Origin of the sequence: Sulfitobacter sp. 1A13421 (assembly GCF_043557285.1) — a bacterium.
GTDB classification, from domain to species: Bacteria; Pseudomonadota; Alphaproteobacteria; order Rhodobacterales; family Rhodobacteraceae; genus Sulfitobacter; species Sulfitobacter faviae.
This window is the reverse complement of record NZ_JBIFFQ010000015.1, coordinates 19,004-39,254: the sequence shown is the minus strand read 5'-3', so window position 1 is coordinate 39,254 and position 20,251 is coordinate 19,004. Positions and strand designations below refer to the sequence as shown.

General features: G+C 61.9%; 16 protein-coding genes. 9 read left to right on the top strand and 7 right to left on the bottom strand.

All coding sequences use genetic code 11. The features are described 5' to 3' along the window. Positions 1–202: 202 nt before the first annotated feature. Together ACGYLI_RS17595 and ACGYLI_RS17590 are read right to left on the bottom strand one after the other, a co-directional pair. The gene (locus tag ACGYLI_RS17595; protein ID WP_394420119.1) at positions 203–1,573 is read right to left on the bottom strand and encodes a M20/M25/M40 family metallo-hydrolase; all 1,371 of its coding nucleotides are present in this window, start codon (positions 1,571–1,573) and stop codon (positions 203–205) included. Between the two features lie 81 nt (positions 1,574–1,654). Further along, positions 1,655–2,731: a histidine kinase dimerization/phosphoacceptor domain -containing protein gene (locus tag ACGYLI_RS17590; RefSeq protein ID WP_394420118.1), complete on the bottom strand. Its 1,077-nt coding sequence runs from the start codon at positions 2,729–2,731 to the stop codon at positions 1,655–1,657. A 222-nt stretch (positions 2,732–2,953) separates the two neighbouring features. On the opposite strand from ACGYLI_RS17590, the gene hemA reads away from it, so the two are divergent. The 3 genes from hemA (at position 2,954) to ispG (ending at position 6,827) form a co-directional block, all read left to right on the top strand. Next, positions 2,954–4,177, top strand: coding sequence for a 5-aminolevulinate synthase (hemA, locus tag ACGYLI_RS17585; protein ID WP_067265045.1), 1,224 nt, complete (start codon positions 2,954–2,956; stop codon positions 4,175–4,177). A gap of 120 nt (positions 4,178–4,297) precedes the next feature. Then, positions 4,298–5,614 carry a RodZ domain-containing protein gene (locus tag ACGYLI_RS17580; RefSeq protein ID WP_271687584.1) on the top strand — a complete coding sequence of 439 codons (1,317 nt, stop codon included), beginning with the start codon at positions 4,298–4,300 and terminating at the stop codon, positions 5,612–5,614. Between the two features lie 88 nt (positions 5,615–5,702). After that, entirely contained in the window at positions 5,703–6,827 is a 1,125-nt protein-coding gene (gene ispG, locus ACGYLI_RS17575; protein WP_067265051.1) for a flavodoxin-dependent (E)-4-hydroxy-3-methylbut-2-enyl-diphosphate synthase, read from the top strand. Between the two features lie 129 nt (positions 6,828–6,956). Here ispG and ACGYLI_RS17570 read toward each other — a convergent pair whose 3' ends face one another. Both ACGYLI_RS17570 and ACGYLI_RS17565 read right to left on the bottom strand, forming a co-directional pair. After that, the gene (locus ACGYLI_RS17570; RefSeq protein ID WP_394420117.1) at positions 6,957–7,448 is read right to left on the bottom strand and encodes a disulfide bond formation protein DsbA; all 492 of its coding nucleotides are present in this window, start codon (positions 7,446–7,448) and stop codon (positions 6,957–6,959) included. 2 nt (positions 7,449–7,450) lie between these two features. Next, a complete protein-coding gene (locus tag ACGYLI_RS17565) occupies positions 7,451–8,200 on the bottom strand; it encodes a DsbA family protein (protein WP_394420116.1) in 750 nt (249 codons plus the stop codon). Between the two features lie 96 nt (positions 8,201–8,296). On the opposite strand from ACGYLI_RS17565, the gene ACGYLI_RS17560 reads away from it, so the two are divergent. The 5 genes from ACGYLI_RS17560 to ACGYLI_RS17540 all read left to right on the top strand — a co-directional run bounded on the left by ACGYLI_RS17560 (position 8,297) and on the right by ACGYLI_RS17540 (position 16,113). After that, the gene (locus ACGYLI_RS17560; protein WP_394420115.1) at positions 8,297–9,439 is read left to right on the top strand and encodes a pyridoxal phosphate-dependent aminotransferase; all 1,143 of its coding nucleotides are present in this window, start codon (positions 8,297–8,299) and stop codon (positions 9,437–9,439) included. Between the two features lie 59 nt (positions 9,440–9,498). Continuing rightward, on the top strand, positions 9,499–10,719 hold the full coding sequence (locus ACGYLI_RS17555; protein ID WP_394420114.1) for an N-acetylmuramoyl-L-alanine amidase: 1,221 nt from the start codon (positions 9,499–9,501) through the stop codon (positions 10,717–10,719). Positions 10,720–10,847: 128 nt separating this feature from the next. After that, complete coding sequence (locus ACGYLI_RS17550; RefSeq protein ID WP_394420113.1) at positions 10,848–13,403, top strand: penicillin-binding protein 1A; 2,556 nt, start codon at positions 10,848–10,850, stop codon at positions 13,401–13,403. 126 nt (positions 13,404–13,529) lie between these two features. Further along, on the top strand, positions 13,530–14,654 hold the full coding sequence (prfB, locus tag ACGYLI_RS17545; protein ID WP_394420112.1) for a peptide chain release factor 2: 1,125 nt from the start codon (positions 13,530–13,532) through the stop codon (positions 14,652–14,654). A 49-nt stretch (positions 14,655–14,703) separates the two neighbouring features. Next, complete coding sequence (locus ACGYLI_RS17540) at positions 14,704–16,113, top strand: amidase (RefSeq protein WP_394420111.1); 1,410 nt, start codon at positions 14,704–14,706, stop codon at positions 16,111–16,113. Positions 16,114–16,119: 6 nt separating this feature from the next. On the opposite strand, the gene ACGYLI_RS17535 is transcribed toward ACGYLI_RS17540, so the two are convergent. Next, positions 16,120–16,917, bottom strand: a complete 798-nt coding sequence (locus tag ACGYLI_RS17535) for a helix-turn-helix domain-containing protein (protein ID WP_169306045.1) — start codon at positions 16,915–16,917, stop codon at positions 16,120–16,122. A 217-nt stretch (positions 16,918–17,134) separates the two neighbouring features. Here ACGYLI_RS17535 and ACGYLI_RS17530 point away from each other — a divergent pair, with 217 nt between their 5' ends. Then, complete coding sequence (locus tag ACGYLI_RS17530; protein WP_209218080.1) at positions 17,135–17,494, top strand: hypothetical protein; 360 nt, start codon at positions 17,135–17,137, stop codon at positions 17,492–17,494. Between the two features lie 12 nt (positions 17,495–17,506). Here the strand turns inward: ACGYLI_RS17530 and ilvN are convergent, their stop codons facing one another. Both ilvN and ACGYLI_RS17520 read right to left on the bottom strand, forming a co-directional pair. Beyond that, positions 17,507–18,067, bottom strand: coding sequence for an acetolactate synthase small subunit (ilvN, locus tag ACGYLI_RS17525; RefSeq protein WP_067268661.1), 561 nt, complete (start codon positions 18,065–18,067; stop codon positions 17,507–17,509). 71 nt (positions 18,068–18,138) lie between these two features. After that, entirely contained in the window at positions 18,139–19,893 is a 1,755-nt protein-coding gene (locus ACGYLI_RS17520) for an acetolactate synthase 3 large subunit (protein ID WP_394420110.1), read from the bottom strand. Between the last annotated feature and the right edge of the window lie 358 nt (positions 19,894–20,251).

Genomic DNA, 20,251 nt, shown 5'->3' with positions numbered 1-20,251 from the left:
CGGTTGTAGCTCAGTTGGTTAGAGTACCGGCCTGTCACGCCGGGGGTCGCGGGTTCGAGCCCCGTCAACCGCGCCACTTTTCCCCTCTATTTCGTAACGTGCAGGCGCTAAACCCTAGGTCGCGCAGGGTTATTCAGCGTTGCCTCTTGATGCCCTGACAGTGGAATATATGGCGACCGGCCAGGCCCGATCGCCAATCTGCTCAGGTCAGCGCATCAATGATGCGCGCCCAGGAGCGGATGCCTTTGTGAAAGCTCTCCACGTCGTATTTCTCGTTCGGGGAGTGGATTTGATCATCATCCTTGCCGAAACCGATCAGCATCGGCTCGGTCCCGAGAATCTTCTGAAAATGCCCGGCAATCGGAATCGAACCACCACAGCCGATATAGGCTGCAGGCACCTGCCATTCGTCGCTGAGCGCTTGGCGGGCGGGTTCGAACATCGCATGGCCAATGTCCACCCCCGAGGCTTGGCTGGCGCCGTGGCCTGAGAATTCGACCGTGCAGTCTTCGGGCAGCATCTCAGCCACCATCTTGCGGAAGTTCTCACGGATGGCGAGCGGGTCCTGCGTACCGACGAGGCGGAAGCTGATCTTGGCATGCGCCTCGGACGGCAGCACCGTTTTGAAGCCATCGCCGGTATAGCCACCCCAGATGCCGTTAACCTCACAAGTCGGGCGCGACCAGATCATCTCAAGCGGGGTGCGGTCCTGCTCACCCGCCGGTTTGCTGAGCCCCACGTCGCCGAGGAAGGCGCTATGGTCAAAGGCGAGGCCCTGCCACTGCGCTTCCAAATCCTCGGGCAGGTCCGGCACGCCGTCATAGAAGCCGGGGATGGTGATGCGGCCTTCGTCGTCATGCAGCGCGGCGATCACCTTGCTCAGCGCGCGGATCGGGTTCATCGAAATGCCACCATACATGCCCGAATGCAGGTCTTTCGACGGGGCGGTGACGGTCAGCTCTTCGCCCAAAAGCCCACGCAGCATGGTGACGATGGCGGGGGTCTTGCTCTCAAACAGCCCGGTGTCGCAGATCATCGCCACATCGGCTTTCAGCTCTTCGGCGTTCTCCTTCATGAAAGGGACGAGGGAGGGGGAGCCGGATTCCTCTTCGCCTTCGAGGAAAAAGGTGATGCGGCAGGGCCAGTCGCCTTTCACATCTTTCCACGCGCGCAGGGCCTCGATGATGGTCATCAACTGGCCCTTGTCATCGGCGGCCCCTCGGCCCCGGATCACGCGGCCCTTCTCCGTCTCCTCAACCGCCGGATCGAAGGGATCGCGGTCCCAAAGGTTCAGCGGGTCGACCGGCTGCACGTCATAGTGGCCATAGAACAGCAGATGCGGCTTACCTTCGCCCACATGGCCCACGACCATCGGATGCCCCGGCGTGGCGCGTTTTTCGGCTTCCACGCCCATGGATGTAAGATCGGCCACCAGCCAATCGGCGGCGCGGTCGCAATCGGCCTTATAGGCCGGATCGGTCGAGATTGACGGGATGCGCAGCAGGTCCAACAGGCGGTCGGTGGCGGCGTGCAGATCGTTGTCGATCCGGGCGAGAACATCGTCGAGGGACATGGGCATAATTCCTTGCGCTTGTGAATTTGGCGCGAAGGTATCAGGCGGGCAGGGCGTGTCCAGTGGCCGCAGGGCCCGCGTTCAGAAGGTGAGCGAGAGGCGGCTGCCCTCGGAGGTAAGCTGGCTGTCGACCTGCGCATTCAACTGCGACGCCGCCGCCGCCATCAAGGTCTGCCCAATGCTGTCGGCCCGCCCTTTGCCCTCGTTCGCGGCCCCGATGCCATCGTCTTTGCATTCAAGGTGGAAATGCCCGTCCCGCAGGCTGAGGTCGATTTCGATATGGCCGGGCGCGCCATCCGGGAAGGCGTGTTTGATCGAATTGGCGGCAAACTCGCTAATGATCAGCCCCAAGGATGAAGCCGCGCTGGATCGTAGGGTCACAGGGTCCGACCGGTAGCTGATTTTGACATGCCCCGGTGCGGTTTCCTGCAAAAGCTCCAAGACCCTGTCGAGGTATTTGCCCACATCGACCTCATCGCGCCCCTGTCCGGTTTGCAGCTCACCATGTAGCGTTGCCATGGCGTTGACCCGGCGCTGAATGCCGTTCAGCACATTGATCGTGGTCGTGTCATCCAATTGCCGGGTGTGGAGCCGAACCATGGCCGACAGTGTCTGGAGCGAGTTTTTGACACGGTGGTCGGCCTCGCTCATCAGCACGGCTTGGCTGCGCAGGGAAAGGCGCAGGTCGAGTTGCTTCATTACCTGACGCGACAAGACAGAGATCGCCTTGCGTTGCAGCGCGGTCAGCCTGCGGGGTTTGGTGTCGAGGATGCACAGCGTGCCAAGCGGCAGCCCGTTGGACGCAATCAGCAGCGCACCTGCATAAAACCGCAGCCCGTCGCCTGCGGTGCACAGCGGGTTGTCGGCCATGCGCGGGTCTTTCAGCGTGTCGGGAATCTCAACGAAGCGCTCTTCCAGAATCGCGTGAGAGCAGAGCGAGGTTTCGAGCGGCGTCTCGCGCGCACCCAGACCCACTTCGGCCTTGAACCACTGTCTGTCCTTGTCGATCGGGTTGATCACTGAAATCGGCGCGTCACAGATCTCAGCCGCCAGTTCGACGATCTCGTCGAACTCCTCCTCGCGCGGGGTGTCGAGAATCTCGTAATTATAAAGCGTCCGCAGGCGCTGGTCCTGCTGGGGATGTGGAGTGGCGCGCAAAACAAACTGCCCTTTCTGGATTGGTCCTTTGGAAGCATGAAAGCGGCTGGCAATACAAGCGAACAATCTTAAATCGAGCGTAGAACGCGCAGCGCCTGCGACAGTTCGCCCCGCAAAGGGGCCGGGATAAGAGATTGAAGCTTCGGCTTTGGATCTGTAATCATTCTAAAAGCTGAATATGGAGGGGCCTCCTCCTGTTCGCGCCAAAAGATGGAGACGCGCATGGACTATAACGAGAAGCTCGACGCGGCGATTGCGCGCCTGCATGACGAAGGACGCTACCGGACCTTCATCGACATCGAGCGTCGCAATGGTCAGTTCCCCCATGCCGTCTGGACCAAACCCGACGGGTCGCAGCAGGATATCACCGTTTGGTGCGGCAACGACTATTTGGGCATGGGGCAGAACCCCGTGGTGATCGAAGCCATGGAAGAAGCGCTGCGCGCCACCGGCGCAGGCTCTGGCGGGACGCGCAACATCTCGGGCACGACGGTCTATCACAAGCAGCTCGAGGCCGAACTGGCCGATCTGCATGGCAAGGAAGCGGCGCTGCTGTTCACCTCGGCCTATATCGCCAATGACGCCACGCTCTCGACCCTGCCCAAGCTCTTTCCCGGGCTGATCATCTATTCCGACGCGCTGAACCATGCCTCCATGATCGAAGGCGTGCGCCGCAATGGCGGAGCCAAGCGTATCTTCCGCCACAATGATGTCGCCCATCTGCGCGAGTTGATGGAGGCGGATGACCCTGCCGCGCCCAAGCTGATCGCTTTTGAATCGATCTATTCGATGGACGGCGATTTCGGGCCCATCGAAGAAATCTGCGATCTCGCGGATGAATTCGGCGCGCTGACCTATATCGACGAGGTGCACGCGGTTGGCATGTATGGCCCGCGCGGGGCAGGGGTGGCGGAACGCGACCGGCTGATGCACCGGCTCGACATCATCAACGGCACGCTGGCCAAAGCCTACGGCGTGATGGGCGGCTATATCGCCGCCTCTGCCAAGATGTGCGACGCGATCCGTTCCTATGCACCGGGGTTCATCTTTACCACCTCGCTGCCGCCTGCCGTCGCTGCGGGGGCCGCCGCTTCGGTCGCCTATCTCAAACGCGCGCCCGAGCTGCGAGAGAAACACCAGCAGCAGGCCAAGGCGTTGAAATTGCGGCTGAAGGGGCTGGGCTTGCCGATCATCGACCATGGCAGTCACATCGTGCCCGTTATGGTGGGCAACCCGGTGCACACCAAGCTTCTGTCGGACATGCTGCTCGAAGATCACGGGATCTATGTTCAGCCCATCAACTTCCCCACCGTCCCGCGCGGCACGGAGCGGTTGCGCTTCACGCCCTCACCGGTACATGGGCCTAAAGAGATGGATGCACTTGTCCGGGGGATGGACGTGCTCTGGTCGCATTGTGCGCTGAATCGTGCCGAAGCTGCGGGCTAACGCAGCGCTATTCGTGTTTTGCGTTGTCTTGTGGTAGCCTTTTGTCAAGAAAAGGCTACATCCGAATCGTTGGGGCGTGTTTGGATCAAAGGTACAGGCTAACAGGGACAGGGCATATTGATGATCGGGCGATGGGCCTCCAGAACCGCTGAGGACGAAACAGTCGAACCCAAAGGGTTCGATGCATTCGAATTGCGGTTGGGGGATGTCATGCGCGGCGAACGGGCCACGCTTGGTAAATCCCTGCTCGACGTGCAGCGCGAATTGCGCATCAAAGCCTCCTATATCGCCGCAATCGAAAACTGTGATCCCGGCGCATTTGACACGCCCGGCTTCATCGCGGGCTATGTGCGCTCCTACGCGCGCTACCTCAATATGGACCCAGATCAGGCCTTTGCCGCCTTCTGCAAGGAATCCGGTTTCGCCGTGGCCCATGGCATGTCCGCCGAAGCCTCCGTCGTCAAAAAGCCGAGCTTCGAGGAACGCCGCAAGTCCCCGAAAGAAGACGATCTTTTCGCCCGGCCCAACACGCCCTTCGTGCCCACGGGCGACGGGTTGCTCAGCCGGATTGAGCCGGGGGCGGTCGGCTCCTCGCTGGTGCTGATCGCGCTGATTTCGGCCATTGGTTTTGGCGGTTGGACCGTGCTGAAAGAGGTGCAGCGCGTGCAGGTGGCCCCGGTGGATCAGACCCCGATCGTGCTTTCCGATCTCGACCCGCTGGATGGGGCGCTGGCCAGCGCGCCTGACGCGGAAGACGATTCCGCCGCGCCGCAAAGCGTGGAAAGCCCTCGGGCCGAGGCGCTGGACCGGCTTTATCGCCCGCAAGCGCTTGACGTGCCGGTGCTGGTGGCGCGTGACGCGCCGATTGCTTCTATTGATCCGCGCTCTGTCAGCAATTTCCCGACGCCGGACCGCCCCGATACCGCCGCGCAAGGCACCGTGGTGGCCGAGGCAGCGGAGGGTGATGACAGCCTGTCAGATGACAGCATCACCAGCGCCATCGACGAGGCTGTGATGCTCGCCAATGCCGATACCGACCTGCCCAAACCGCAGGTTGTTGAGCCTTTGGGCGAGAAAGTGCGCATGGTCGCGGCTTACCCCTCTTGGGTGCGGGTGCGCGCGGCTGACGGCACGGTGATTTTCGAAGGCGTGATGAACAAGGGCGACACATGGGATGTTCCCGTCACCGAAGAGCCGCCCTCCCTTCGGACGGGCGAATCCGGTGCGCTATATTTCGCCATGGCGGATGGCTGTTTTGGCCCCGTTGGGCCGCGCGGAGCAGTGACCTCCAACGTGCCGCTCCACGCGCAGGCTCTGGCTGAGCTTTATGAGCCGGTCGATCCGACGGCGGAGCAATCACTCAGCCGGATGTTTGCCGATCTCGAAGGCTCGCTCGACCCCTCCGCTCTGGCGGCGATGCCCTGTCAGGGCAGCTAAACGCGCGGGCCGCCGCTTCCCATTGCACATGAGGCCCCGGCTGAATAGGTAGGGGGCCAAAGCCCCTGATCCCGCGAAAGGTGTCTTCATGTCGCTTCATTCCATTCGCCCTTGGCGCGATATTCCGCGTCGCAAGTCCCGGCAGATCATGGTGGGCAATGTGCCGGTGGGCGGTGACGCGCCGATCACGGTGCAGACCATGACCAACACGCTGACCACCGATGTCGCCGCCACCATCGCACAGGTCCAAGCCGCCGCTGACGCAGGCGCCGATATCGTGCGGGTCTCGGTTCCGGATGAGGATTCCTCCAAAGCCTTGCGTGAGATCGTTCCCGAAGTGTCGGTGCCCATCGTTGCGGACATCCACTTTCACTACAAGCGCGGGATCGAAGCCGCCGAGGCCGGTGCCGCCTGTCTGCGCATCAACCCGGGCAATATCGGCGATGAAAAGCGGGTGCGTGAGGTCATCAAAGCCGCGCGGGACCACAATTGCTCAATCCGCATCGGCGTGAACGCGGGCTCGCTGGAGCGGCATCTGCTGGAGAAATACGGCGAGCCATGCCCCGATGCGATGGTCGAAAGCGGTCTGGATCACATCAAAATCCTGCAAGACAACGATTTCCACGAGTTCAAGATTTCCTGCAAAGCCTCGGACGTTTTCATGGCCGCGGCGGCCTACCAACAGCTTGCCGATGCCACCGACGCGCCCATCCACCTCGGCATCACCGAGGCGGGCGGGCTGATGTCGGGCACGATCAAATCGGCCATCGGTCTGGGCAACCTTTTGTGGAGTGGCATCGGCGATACCATCCGCGTCTCCCTCTCCGCCGATCCGGTGGAAGAGGTGAAGGTCGGTTATGAGATTCTCAAATCCCTCGGGCTGCGGCACCGTGGGGTGAACATCATCTCCTGTCCCTCCTGCGCGCGGCAGGGGTTCGACGTGATCAAAACCGTCGAGACCTTGGAGAAACGGCTGGAGCATATCAAGACGCCGATGAGCCTGTCGATCATCGGCTGCGTGGTGAACGGCCCCGGTGAGGCGCTGATGACCGACGTGGGCTTTACCGGCGGCGGGGCCGGGTCTGGCATGGTCTATCTGGCGGGCAAGCAGAGCCATAAGCTCGGCAATGAAGGTATGATTGACCATATCGTCGAGCAGGTTGAGGAACGCGCGGCGCAGATTGAGGCTGAGGCGGTGAAGGCGGCTGAGTAGGTTGGGGGCTGAGCCGCTGGCGCTGCGTTGGTTGTGAGGCTGCTCAGAGGTATTTTTAAAAGGATGAAGATGAGGGGGAGCGCGTGAGCCGGGAGGTTGGCGCGCTTTATCTGTTGTTGGAATGGGTTATTAATCAGTGGGTTGGGGAGTGGTCTTCAGCTTGTTTGGGGTGAGGTGTTTTTCGAGGACTATGGGCGGCATGTGGCCGTTGAGGATCATTTCGGGCAGCACGTAGAAGGGGGCGTCGGTGAGCCCTAGGGCGGTAGCCCAGCGGGCGGGCTGGGGGTGGCTGAGATCGTGTTGTATGAAGGTGATGCCGTAACGCTTTGTGATTGCGGTCAATTCTTTGGCGGCGGTGGCGCAGGTCTCGCAGTCTTCTGCGGTGAAAAGCGCGATGGGGTGGCCTGCCAGAAGGTCGGGAGCGAGCTGTTCGAGCAGAGACAGGTCGTTTTGGATATGCCGTTGCATCTGCGTTGGGCCGGCCAAGGCTTTGGCGATGACATCGCCATTGGCTAGGATCGCGGCGCGGAGTTCGGTTTCAAACGCATCACGCGCGATCGGTTCATCGGCCCCGGCGGGCTGGGCCAGCGCGAGCGCGGCCAAGACTGCCAGGGCGCGCATCTTTAGCCGCGCTTTTCTTCTACCAGTGCCATCATTTGATCATAGGGCAGGTAGCCGCGCAGCATTTCGTCTTGCATGACGAAGGTGGGCGTGCCGGTGATCTGCAACTTTTGGGCCAGCGCGCGGGTTTGGGCGATCTCTTGCGTGACCGCGTCGCTGTCCATCTCGGCTTCGATCGCTGCGACATCCAGATCGAAGCTTTCGCCCAAGCGGCGGAGGGCGGGGAGGGTGACCGCTCCGTTGAAGGCCATAAGCGCATCGTTCAGTTGTTTGTAAGCGTCATCGCCCGCGACCTGTTTGGTGGCCACGGCAAAGCGCGACGCCAGCAGCGATTGCTCCCCAAGGATCGGGAACTCTTTGACAATCAGTTTGATGTTGCCGTCCGTTTCCAGCAGTTTGGCCACTTCGCCATGGGCGCGTTTGCAGTAGCCGCAGCGGTAGTCGAGGAATTCGACCAGCGTGATGTCCCCCTCCGGGTTGCCGCCGACCCAAGAGTAGCCGTCGTCGAAAATCTCATCGGCATTGGCCGAGACCAGATCGAAATCCGCCTGCATCTGCGCTTGGGCCTGACGGTTTTGCATCTGCTCCACCGCTTGCAGGATGACTTCGGGGTTTTCCATCAGATAGGCGCGGACCTCGGCCCGGAACTGCGCGCGTTCGGCGTCCGTAAGCTCGGTCAGGTCCATGGCCCCGGCGGGGGCGGCAAAGGCGACAGCACCGGCGAGGGCGGGGGCGAGGAGGCGGGCGAACATGGGCGGTCCTTTCGGTAAAGCTGCGAAATAGGGGCCAAGGGTTGACGCCCGGCATCAAGCGCGGTGAAAGCACATGCCGACAGTAGGAGCAAGCCCATGCGCAATTCAACCAGGTCCGCCGTTGATCCCTTTATCGTGATGGACGTGATGCAGGCCGCCAGCGCCGCCGAAGAGGCGGGCCGTCACATCATTCATATGGAGGTTGGCCAACCCGGCACGGGCGCGCCAAAAGGGGCGGCAGCCGCGCTGACCAAAGCGATGGGTGAGGGGGCCTTGGGCTATACCGTGGCGCTTGGCCTGCCTGCTTTGCGCGCGCGGATCGCGCAGATGTATGGCGAATGGTATAACGTCGATCTCGATCCAGCGCGGGTGGTGATCACCCCCGGGTCCTCGGGCGGGTTTCTGCTGGCTTTTACCGCGCTCTTCGATTCCGGGGATCGGGTGGGCATCGGGGCGCCGGGCTATCCCAGCTACCGTCAGATCCTGCGCGCCTTGGGGATGCAGCCCGTCGATCTGCCCGCCGCGCCCGAGAACAGATATCAGCCCGTCGCGGCGGATTTCGCGGGGAAAGACCTGCGCGGTTTGCTCGTGGCCTCCCCGGCCAATCCTTCGGGTACGATGCTCGACCGACCCGCCTTGACGGCGCTGACGGATGCCTGTGCGGCCAATGACATGTCCTTCATTTCGGACGAGATTTACCATGGCATCGAATATGACAAGAAGGCCGTGACCGCGCTGGAGGTCACCGATGACTGCTATGTGATCAATTCCTTCTCGAAGTATTTCTCGATGACTGGCTGGCGCGTGGGCTGGATGGTGGTGCCCAAGGATCAGGTGCGCGTGGTCGAGCGGATCGCGCAAAACATGTTCATCTGCGCACCCCATGCCAGCCAGATCGCCGCGCTGGCGGCGATGGACTGTGACGACGAATTGCAGGCCAATCTGGCGGTTTACCGGCGCAACCGCGATTTGATGATCACCGGTTTGCAAGAGGCGGGGTTTACCGACATCGCCCCGCCCGATGGGGCGTTTTACGTCTATGCCGATGTTTCGCGCTTTACCGATGACAGCCGCGCCTTTGCGGCGGAAATTCTGGAGAAGGCTGGCGTCGCCGTGACCCCCGGGCTCGATTTTGACCCGGCGCGGGGGCATAAGACGCTGCGCTTTTCCTATGCGCGCAGCACGGCGGATATGGAGGAGGGCATCGCCCGGCTCAAAGCCTTCATGGCGGCGCGCTGAATGCTGGTTTGGCCGCGCGGCAGGTGATAGAAGGGCGAAAACGGGCAGGGTGATCGATCATGCGGGCAATCTTTAGGGGACTGGCAGTCTTGTTGGCCTGCGCGGGGCCGGTCACCGTCTCGGCGCAGGAGTTGACGGCGCTGGCGCGGGTCGATCCGGTTGAGAGCGCGGTGAGTGATCGCTGGTTCGGCAAGACCGATTTGACCGTGGCGCTGAGCCAGGGCGTGCCTTTCCGGGTTTTTCTGCTGGATGATCCCGCCCGCCTGATCGTCGATTTCCGCGAGGCGGATTGGTCGAATGTCGCCCGGGGGGATTTGTTGGAAAAACCGGGCCGTATCTCGGCCCTGCGGTTTGGCGCGTTTCAGCCCGGTTGGTCGCGTCTGGTGGCGGATTTGGCCGAGCCGATGGTTCCCGCTGAGATTGGCATGCCGGTTGATGCAAGCAGCGGCAAGGCGCGGCTCGAGATTACCTTGGAGACGGTCGAACCTGCGATCTTTGCCAAGGCCGCAGGCGCGCCAGTGGACCCTGATTGGACCACCGCGCTCACCGCGCCGCCGAAACCTGAGGCGGCAGACAAGGACAGTTTCACCGTCGTTCTGGACCCCGGCCACGGCGGCATCGACCCCGGTGCGCAGCGCGAGGGATTGGACGAGAAAGACCTGATGCTTAATTTCGCTCGCGACCTGCGCGATGCGCTGCGGCGCAAGGGGGTTGATGTCTTGCTGACCCGGGACGAGGATATTTTCGTCGCCTTAGAGCATCGGGTCGCCATCGCCCATCAGGCCGAAGCGGACCTTTTCATCTCGCTCCATGCCGACAGCCTGTCGCAGGGCGGGGCGAGCGGGGCGACGGTCTATACCCTTTCCGATGATGCCAGCGATGTGGCGACCGAACATCTGGCCGCGCGACATGACCGGTCAGACATCATCGCGGGGGCGGATTTGACCGGTTCGGATGATCAGGTGGCGGGCATCCTGCTGGACCTTGCCCGGCAAGAGACCGAGCCGCGCTCAGATGCGCTGGCCGAGATTTTGGTCAAGGGCATGGGCGCGGCGGGCGGGCCGTTGAACAGCCGACCCCTGCGGCGGGCGGGTTTCTCGGTCTTGAAGTCCGCCGATATTCCTTCGGTTTTGGTCGAAGTGGGGTTCCTGAGTTCCAAGCGCGATCTGACCAATCTGCGCGATCCGGTGTGGCGCGCGTCGATGGTGAGCGCCATGGCGGATGCGATCGTGACGTGGCGTGATCAGGATGCGGCGCTCAAGCCATTGATCAGAAAGTAAAATAAAAAGATCTGACAGCTTTTGCGATGGGCGAAGATTCGCCCCCGCTGGCGGCCATGTGTTTTGACCCGCGCCAGCGCATCCTGTATAGGATCGGAACTGTCCCTAGCCAATGGTGGTCCGCGCGCGTGTTTCGATTTGTTCTGTCCTTTTTCGGGGGGATCTTTACCACCCTGACCCTGAGCGTCGGCATGGTGGCTTTGACCATCGGGGCGGTGTTCTGGATGTATGGCCGGGATTTGCCCAGCCATGAGTCGCTGGCGCAATATACGCCGCCGACGATCAGCCGGATTTACTCAGGCCAAGGCCGTCTGATCGACGAATTCGCCAAGGAACGTCGTCTTTTCGCCCCGGCCAATACCATTCCGGATCTGGTGAAACAGGCCTTCATCTCGGCAGAGGACAAGAACTTCTACACTCATGAGGGCTATGACCTTCGCGGCATCGGTGCGGCGGCGGTGGATGCGGTCAAATCGCGCGGGCGCGATGTGCGCGGGGCTTCGACGATCACCCAGCAGGTGATGAAGAACTTCCTGTTGTCGGGCGACCGCCGGGCCGAGCGTAAAATCAAGGAGATCATCCTTGCCTCGCGTCTGGAAGAGACCCTGAGCAAAGAGAAAATTCTCGAGCTCTATCTGAACGAGATTTTCCTCGGCCAGAACTCCTATGGCGTGGCGGCGGCGAGCCAGACGTATTTCAACAAGACGCTGAGCGAGTTGGCCCCGCATGAGGCGGCCTTCCTCGCCTCGCTGCCCAAGGCACCCTCGGATTACCACCCGGTGCGCCGCAAGGACCGCCTGCTGGCACGGCGGAACTTCGTGCTGCGCGAGATGAAAGAGAACGGCTATATCTCGGAAGCGGTCTATGAAACCGAAGTGGCGCAGCCGCTGCGCTCGGTCCAGAACGGTGATTTCGAGAGCTTCAAGGCCGAACTGCCGCCGCGGGATTACTTCACCGACGAAATTCGCCGCCAGTTGAGCGAGGATTTCGGTGAGGGGGAGTTCTTTACCGGCGGTCTGACCGTGCGCGCGACCATCGACAACGAGATGCAGCCCATCGCCGCCAACGCCCTGCGCCGTCAGCTGGAGCAATATGACCGCGGGCAGGGCATCTGGCGCGGGACACGCTTCGAGATCCCCGCCGATCAACTGGACAGCGAAGAGAAATGGCGTGCAGCACTTGCGGACCTGCGGGTGCCGCGCGACATCGATCTGGAGAACCAGTGGTATCCGGCGGTGGTGCTTGAGGTCGGCAGCAATGACGCCCGCATCGGGATCGAAGGCGTCGAGGATGACGAAGACGGCCACTGGATTCCGGCCAAGGACGTGCAATGGGCGCGCAAACGGCTGGATGACGGCTCTCTCGGGCGCAAGGCTCAGGTGGCGGGCGACCTGCTTGAGGTGGGTGAGGTCGTCTTGGTCCGGCGCATGACCTCGGACAGCGACGGATCTTTCATCCGCTGGACTTTGCGGCAGGTGCCAGAGGTCCAGGGCGGTTTCGTCGCGATGGACGTGCACACGGGCCGCGTGATCGCAATGCAGGGCGGCTTTTCCTATCAGGCGAGCGTGTTCAACCGCGCCACACAGGCCAAGCGCCAGCCGGGGTCGAGCTTCAAGCCCTTCGTCTATGCCTCCGCGCTGGACAGCGGCTATAGCCCCGCGACCATCGTGGTCGACGCGCCCATTGAGATCAACACGCCGCAGGGCGTTTGGCGCCCGCAGAACGCTTCGCATAAATTCTATGGTCCGACGCCCCTACGCACCGGGATCGAACAGTCGCGCAACCTGATGACCATCCGTTTGGCGCAAGAGGTTGGGATGGATGTGGTCGGCAGCTATGCGGAGCGTTTCGGCGTTTACGACGATCTGGCACCCTTGCTGTCGAACGCGCTCGGCAGTCAGGAAACCACGCTGTACCAAATGGTTTCGGCCTATGCGATGTTCGCCAATGGCGGCGAGCGGGTGCAGCCCACTTTGGTCGACCGGGTGCAAGACCGCTATGGTCGCACGGTCTACAAACATGATGAGCGCAAATGCTACGATTGTGAGCAGATCAACCTCGCCCCCGGTGAGGCGCCGCGGATCATCTCCAACCGCGAGCGGGTGATGGACCCGGTGACCGCCTATCAGTTGACCTCCATGATGCGGGGCGTGGTCGAGCGCGGCACGGCGCGCAATGCGGTGAACTTGCCGGTGCCGATCGCGGGCAAGACAGGCACCACCAACGATGAGAAAGATGCGTGGTTCGTGGGCTTCTCCTCCAACGTCGTGGCGGGCTGCTATATCGGTTTTGACACCCCGCGCCCGATGGGCCGGGGCGCGGGCGGCGGGCGGCTCTGTGCGCCTGTCTTCCAGCGCTTCATGAGCCAAGCGATCAAGAAATACGGCGGCGGTGACTTCGCGGTGCCGGACCAGTGCCGCTTTATCAAGATCGACCGTTTCACCGGTGCCCGTTTGAGCGACAGCGCCACCGGCGCCAATGTCGTGTCGGAATGTTTCCGCGATGGCGAAGAGCCGCTCTTTGGCATCTCTTTCGATGGCGGTTTTGCCATGGGGGCGGACCTGCCGCTGGTCGAAGAACTGGGCGGTTCCTCCTCGCGTGAGGTCACCACATCGACCGGCAAGAAAGCCACCGTCGGCCCCAAGGCGAGCTTTGGCACGCTGAGCTCGGGCGGTCTTTACTAATCAGGCCGAAGGGGGCGGGGCAAGGCTGCGCTTTGCCGCCCCCCACTTGCCGCCGCTGGCGGGCTGGTCTATCTCTCGTGCGGCTCCGGTTTTCGGGGCCGCATTACTTATCAAAGGCAGGCACACATGCGCGCAGAGGCACAGAATACCGCGGACCAGATCAGCAAATCGCTGGAATTGCTGGCCCAGCGACTGGATGTGGAGACCGCGCCCTACCGGTTGGAAGAATTCAACGCCCGCGTCGAAGACCCGAACCTTTGGGACAACCCCGATGCGGCGCAAAAGCTGATGCGCGAGCGTCAGTCGCTGGTCGATGCCATCGACACCTATGAGGGCATCAAACAGGAGTTGGCCGACAATCTCGAACTGATCGAACTGGGCGAGATGGAAGAGGACGAAGAGGTCATCTCTGACGCCGAAGCCGCGCTGAAGACGCTGGCCGAAAAGGCCGCGCAGAAAGAACTCGAAGCGCTGCTGAATGGTGAGGCCGACAGCAACGACACCTTCCTTGAGATCAATGCAGGCGCGGGCGGTACGGAAAGCTGCGACTGGGCCAGCATGCTGGCGCGGATGTATGTCCGCTGGGCCGAGAAGAAGGGCTATAAGGTCGATCTTCAGGCCGAAAGCGCGGGAGACGAGGCAGGCATCAAATCCGCGACCTATAAGATTGAAGGCCATAACGCCTATGGCTGGCTGAAATCCGAAAGCGGCGTGCACCGTCTCGTGCGCATTTCGCCCTTCGACTCGGCAGCCAAGCGGCACACCTCTTTCACCTCCGTGAAGGTTTACCCGGTGGTCGACGACAATATCGAGATCGAGGTGAACCCCTCCGATATCCGCATCGATACCTACCGGTCCTCCGGCGCGGGCGGTCAGCACGTCAACACCACCGACTCGGCGGTGCGGATCACCCACCACCCCACGGGCATCGTCGTGACCTCTTCGGAGAAGTCGCAGCACCAGAACCGCGACATCGCCATGAAAGCGCTGAAATCGCGGCTCTATCAGATGGAGTTGGACAAGCGCTCGGCACTGGTGAACGAGGCGCATGAGAATGCAGGCGACGCGGGCTGGGGCAACCAGATCCGCTCCTACGTTCTGCAGCCCTATCAGATGGTCAAAGACCTGCGCACCAATTACGAGACCTCGGACACCAAAGGCGTGCTTGACGGCGATCTCGATGGGTTGATGGGGGCGACGCTGGCGCTGGCGGTCTCGGGCAAAAGCCGGGCCGAGGCGCAGGGCGACTGAGCCCATGACGTCCCCCTCATGGAATGACAGTGATCAATAGGGGGACATGATGGAATTGCTAAATTGGGACGCCTCACAGCTGTCTGAGGCGCTGGCCGCGCGAAAGATCTCCGCGGTCGAGTTGATGCAGGCGACCTTGGACCGGATCGAGGCGGTGAACGACAAGGTGAATGCCGTCGTCTCCCTCCGCGATCGCGACGCTTTGCTGGCCGAGGCTGAAGCCGCCGACGCGGGCCCGCGCAAGGGCTGGTTGCACGGCATTCCCATGGCGATCAAGGATTTGGCAGATGCAGAGGGGTTGCCTACCTCGCAGGGCTCGCCGCTGTTCGGCGCGGCACCGGCCAAGCGGGATCACCCGGCGGTGGCCCGTCTGCGTGCCGCCGGGGCCATCGTGATCGGCAAGACCAACACCCCGGAATTCGGCCTTGGCAGCCATACGTTCAACCCGGTGCATGGGGCGACCTGCAACCCCTATGACCTTGGCCGTTCGGCTGGCGGCTCCTCTGGCGGGGCGGCGGCGGCGCTGGCGGCGCGGATGGTGGCCGTGGCCGATGGCTCCGACATGATGGGCTCCCTGCGCAATCCGGCGGGGTGGAACAACGTCTACGGCATGCGGCCCAGCTGGGGCACGGTGCCTTCGGGCAATGACGGCGATCTCTTTCTGCACCAGCTTTCGACCCTGGGGCCGATGGCGCGCAGCCCGCGTGACCTTGCCGCCCTGTTGGACGTGATGACAGGCCACGACCCGCGCGAACCGCTGACCCGCGCCACCCCCGATGCAACACCGTTGATCGACGCGGCACTGGCCCCTCAGCGGATCGGCTGGCTGGGCGACTGGGGCGGTGCCTTCCCCTGTGCGCCGGGGATCATCGACCATAGCGAAGCGGCGCTGAAGCGCTTGGCCGACCTTGGCCATACGGTCACGCCCTTGGCGGCACCCTTCGAGGCAGAGGCCATGTGGAAAAGCTGGATCACCCTGCGGTCCTTTGCCGTGGCGGCCTCTCTCGGGGCGATCTATGACGACCCCGCTCGGCGCGAGGGGCTGAAACCTGCCGCGCAATGGGAGGTCGCACGGGGGCAGGGGTTCTCGGCCTCTGACATCCAGCGTGCCAGTAGCATCCGCTCCAATTGGTTCCGCGCGGCGGATGCTCTTTTTGAGGAAGTCGACGTGCTGGTGCTGCCTTCGGCGCAGGTCTGGCCCTTCGCTGTCGAACAGGTGCACCCGACCGAGATCGACGGTCAGCCGTTGGATACCTATCACCGTTGGATGCAGGTGGTGGTCCCGGCCAGCCTGATTGGCCTGCCGGTGGTCAACATCCCCGCGGGTTTTGATGCGCGCGGTCTGCCCTTGGGGCTGCAACTGATCGGCAGGCGCGGCGGTGACGCGCGTCTGTTGCAATTGGCCCAAGGTTGGCATGAGGCGACGGGCTATCCGCAGGCGCAGCCGCCCCAGCTATAGCCGGTCTCAGTTAAACGGTGCGTCGGGCTGAAGCAGGCGGCGGTGGTAGGGCATCAGCGCGTCGATGTCGGTGAACCCCGCCTGCCGCGCGGCGGGCAGAACGGTTTTGGGGTCTCTGCCGATATACTCATAGGTCAGCCGGGTCACCCGCGTGCCCGCGGCGCTTTCGGGGGCGGTGCGGGTGACGTAGCCCACCCAAAAGTTATTCTCGAAAGAGGCGACGCGGTTGAGGTAGTTGAACGACCCGGTCAGCGTGCGACGCCGCGAAACGACGATGGAAACCCCATTCTCTTGTCGTGAGACGATGCCGCGATATTCCCGCGCCATCGGGTTGGTCGGCAGCTCTTGTGCACGCAGCGATGGCGCGCTCTCATAGCCGCGCAGGAAGGTGTTGCTGCCATGGCGCGTGATAAAAACCACGCCGGTCACGAACCTGTCCTGATCCAGAAAAGACCGCCGCGCGAAACGGTAAAAACCGCTTGGAAAATCCGCCTCGGGCACGTTTTGAACCCCAGTGCCCAGAAAGTCGCGCAGGAAGCTGTTGTTGATAGGGTCTTGGTTCAGGGAAATCTCGGTTACCGGCTCCAGCAGCACCCGCGCGTCGATCTCGAAAAAGCGGCAGATCCGGGCCAGTACATCGGGCCGGGGGAAGCTTTCGCCCGAGAGGTAGCGGTTGAATTGCGTGCGATTGATGCCAAGCTGCCGGGCAAGGTCAGAGATCGAGGGGTAATCCGCTGCCAACTGGCGCAGATTGGCGCCGAACATGCTACGAAGTTCAGAGGGGGAGCGGTTGGGAGCGGACATGCGGCCTCGTTCTGATTTGCGTCGCGGCCTTAAAATAAAAGCCGTTATGGCCAGATGGTTAACAGGCTGACGCGAAGGCGCGTCAAAGCTGACGCTGATTTGTAGCTGACCCTACTGGAACCGACACAAAATGCAAGCGGACGTTGCATTTTAACCTATGTTTCACCTCTTTCGATTGTCGCAGAATGGAGAACAAACATCGAAAGCGGGGTGTACTATGATTGGTGTAGTTCTGTGGAGCGATAATAGCGCCGGAAAAGCGGTTTTCTGGTGCGAAGATCAAGGCGATCTTGCCTATTACGAAGAGCCGGCGATCCGTGTCGGGCAGGGGGCGGGGTTTGACACGGGCGATATGGTGCAGTTCGACGTCTCAGTGCATCGCAAGCTGCGTATCGCGGGCAACCCCCGGCTGGTGCAGGAGAAAGCGGCTTCGCATCTGCCCGAGGCGCTGCGTCAAGATAACCCCGTGGCGGCAGAGCCGGAGGCAGAGGGAAAGCGTCAGCAAGGCGCTCAGATCATTCCCTTTACCGCCAAGCCCGGACCGCGCCAATTCCGCGCGGCCCAGCTGAAAGCTTAAACGCCCCGCGTGTCAGACACCACGGGCGAGGGCGGCCACGCCGGTGCGGGCGACATCAGCCAGCCCCAGCGGGCGCATCAACTCGGCGAAAGCGTCGATCTTGTCGGGCGCGCCGGTGATCTCGAAAACAAAGCTTTCGAGCGTGCTGTCGACCACATTGGCGCGGAAGATATCCGCCAGCCGCAGCGCTTCGACCCGATGTTCGCCCTTGCCGACGACTTTGAAAATCGCCAGTTCCCGCTCCACGCTCGGTCCTTCGACGGTGAGGTCATGCACCTCATGCACCGGCACGATGCGGCCGACCTGCGCCTTGATCTGCTCGATCACCTGCGGCGTGCCGCTGGTGACGATGGTGATGCGCGACAGATGCCCGGTGTGGTCCACCTCGGCCACGGTCAGACTGTCGATGTTGTACCCCCGGCCCGAGAACAGGCCAATCACCCGCGCCAGCGCGCCGGGCTCGTTCTCGACCAGCACGGCCAGCGTGTGTTTTTCAACCACATCCGAGAAGTTGGGCCGTAGGTTGTAGGCGGAATGCGAGGTCGCACCTTTTTTGATTTTTAGGGCAGCCATGTCTTCGTCCTTCTTCATCTTCGCCGGAAATTTCAAAAATTTCCGGGACGTTTTCTTTTAAAGAAAACGGGTTACACCAACACCGAGCCTTTTGCGTCGATCACACCTTGGGTCTCATGATCGCCGGGCAACAGCATCTCGTTATGCGCCTTGCCGCTTGGGATCATGGGGAAGCAGTTCTCATGCTTCTCGACCAGACAGTCAAAGATCACCGGCCCGTCGTGGTTGATCATCTCCATGATCGCATCATCAAGGTCATCGGGGTCCGAGCAGATGATCCCCTTGGCGCCAAAGGCTTCGGCCAGTTTGACGAAATCGGGCAGGGCTTCGGACCAGCTTTGCGAATAGCGCTCACCATGCAGCAGTTCCTGCCACTGGCGCACCATGCCGAGCCGCTCGTTGTTGAGGATGAACTGTTTCACCGGCAGGCCGAATTGCATCGCCGTGCCCATCTCTTGCATGTTCATCAGCCACGAGGCTTCGCCCGCCACATTGATCACCAGTGCCTCGGGGTGGGCCATCTGCACGCCGATGGAGGCGGGGAAACCATAGCCCATGGTGCCGAGGCCGCCCGAGGTCATCCAGCGGTTCGGCTCCTCAAAGCCGAGGTATTGCGCGGCCCACATCTGGTGTTGGCCCACTTCGGTGGTGATATAGCGGTCGTGATCCTTGGTCAGCGCTTCAAGCCGTGCCAGCGCGTGCTGGGGTTTGATCACCTTGCCGGATTGGTTGAACTTGAGGCAATCGATGCTGCGCCATTCTTCGATCTGCTGCCACCATTTCGCCACCGCCTCGCTATTGGTCTTGCGGCCGCGCGACTTCCAGACCTTCAGCAGGTCTTCGAGCACATGGGCCACATCGCCGACGATCGGAATGTCGATGCGGATCACTTTGTTGATCGACGATGGGTCGATGTCGATATGCGCCTTGGTGGATTTCGGGCTGAAACTGTCGATCACGCCGGTGATCCGGTCATCGAACCGCGCGCCGATGTTGATCATCAGGTCGCAGTCATGCATCGCCATATTGGCCTCGTAGAGCCCGTGCATCCCGAGCATCCCAAGCCATTTGTCACCCGACGCCGGGTAGGCGCCGAGGCCCATCAGGGTCGAGGTGATGGGAAAGCCGGTGGCATCAACCAATTCGCGCAGCAACTGGCTCGCCGCCGGGCCGGAGTTGATGACCCCGCCGCCGGTGTAGAAAATCGGACGCTTCGCCGTCTCCATCGCTGCGACCAGTTCGGTGATCTCGGCCATGTCGCCCTTAACCTGAGGCTGATAGCGCGAGATCGAGGGTTTGGGGGACTCGTAGTGGCCGGTGGCGAATTGCACGTCCTTGGGGATGTCGATCAGCACCGGGCCAGGGCGGCCATGGGTGGCGACATGGAAGGCCTCGTGCAGAGTGGCGCCAAGGGTGTCGGTCTCTTTCACCAGCCAGTTGTGCTTGGTGCAGGGGCGGGTGATGCCCACGGTGTCGGCCTCTTGAAAGGCGTCCGAGCCGATCATGAAGGTCGGCACCTGACCGGTCAGCACCACCAGCGGAATCGAGTCGAGCAGCGCATCGGTGAGGCCCGTGACCGCATTCGTGGCACCGGGGCCGGAGGTCACCAGCACCACGCCCGGTTTGCCAGTGGAACGGGCATAGCCTTCGGCGGCGTGCACCGCCCCTTGCTCATGGCGCACCAGAACGTGCTTGATCGAATTCTGCTGAAAGACCTCATCATAGATCGGTAGCACCGCGCCACCGGGATATCCAAAGACGGTGTCCACACCCTGGTCAATCAGGGCTTGGACGATCATTTTCGCTCCGGTCATCTGGCGTTTCATCTTGGGTGCTCCGTAAGGCAGGTTATTGCGATTGGCATAAAAAAACCCCCGGTCTGACGGGGGCGCATGGGAAGGATTATGGTCTACCGTTACCGGCCCATGCGCGTGTGTCTTACAATAATGACTAGGTCGGTCATCTTAAGGGTCCTCTAAGCGTGGCGTGAGATTAGGAGGGGGAAAGAGGGGCGTCAACAGAGAAATGGCGAAAATCTTGTGTGTCAGGCGGGATTATCTGTAAGTTTATTTCACAACGCGCCTCATCTTGGTTATTTTCGGAAAAATTTGATCGGCGCGGCGTACTTTCCTGCATTTCCGGCGCGGTATCACACACAACAAAACGGGCAGCCCAAGGGGCCGC

Excerpts from the sequence above, each read along its gene's own strand:
- ACGYLI_RS17595 (WP_394420119.1), bottom strand. The coding sequence starts at position 1,573 with ATGTCCCTCGACGATGTTCTCGCCCGGATCGACAACGATCTGCACGCC.
- hemA (WP_067265045.1), top strand. The coding sequence starts at position 2,954 with ATGGACTATAACGAGAAGCTCGACGCGGCGATTGCGCGCCTGCATGAC.
- ACGYLI_RS17580 (WP_271687584.1), top strand. The coding sequence starts at position 4,298 with ATGATCGGGCGATGGGCCTCCAGAACCGCTGAGGACGAAACAGTCGAA.
- ispG (WP_067265051.1), top strand. The coding sequence starts at position 5,703 with ATGTCGCTTCATTCCATTCGCCCTTGGCGCGATATTCCGCGTCGCAAG.
- ACGYLI_RS17570 (WP_394420117.1), bottom strand. The coding sequence starts at position 7,448 with ATGCGCGCCCTGGCAGTCTTGGCCGCGCTCGCGCTGGCCCAGCCCGCC.
- ACGYLI_RS17565 (WP_394420116.1), bottom strand. The coding sequence starts at position 8,200 with ATGTTCGCCCGCCTCCTCGCCCCCGCCCTCGCCGGTGCTGTCGCCTTT.
- ACGYLI_RS17560 (WP_394420115.1), top strand. The coding sequence starts at position 8,297 with ATGCGCAATTCAACCAGGTCCGCCGTTGATCCCTTTATCGTGATGGAC.
- ACGYLI_RS17555 (WP_394420114.1), top strand. The coding sequence starts at position 9,499 with ATGCGGGCAATCTTTAGGGGACTGGCAGTCTTGTTGGCCTGCGCGGGG.
- prfB (WP_394420112.1), top strand. The coding sequence starts at position 13,530 with ATGCGCGCAGAGGCACAGAATACCGCGGACCAGATCAGCAAATCGCTG.
- ACGYLI_RS17540 (WP_394420111.1), top strand. The coding sequence starts at position 14,704 with ATGGAATTGCTAAATTGGGACGCCTCACAGCTGTCTGAGGCGCTGGCC.
- ACGYLI_RS17535 (WP_169306045.1), bottom strand. The coding sequence starts at position 16,917 with ATGTCCGCTCCCAACCGCTCCCCCTCTGAACTTCGTAGCATGTTCGGC.
- ACGYLI_RS17530 (WP_209218080.1), top strand. The coding sequence starts at position 17,135 with ATGATTGGTGTAGTTCTGTGGAGCGATAATAGCGCCGGAAAAGCGGTT.
- ilvN (WP_067268661.1), bottom strand. The coding sequence starts at position 18,067 with ATGGCTGCCCTAAAAATCAAAAAAGGTGCGACCTCGCATTCCGCCTAC.
- ACGYLI_RS17520 (WP_394420110.1), bottom strand. The coding sequence starts at position 19,893 with ATGAAACGCCAGATGACCGGAGCGAAAATGATCGTCCAAGCCCTGATT.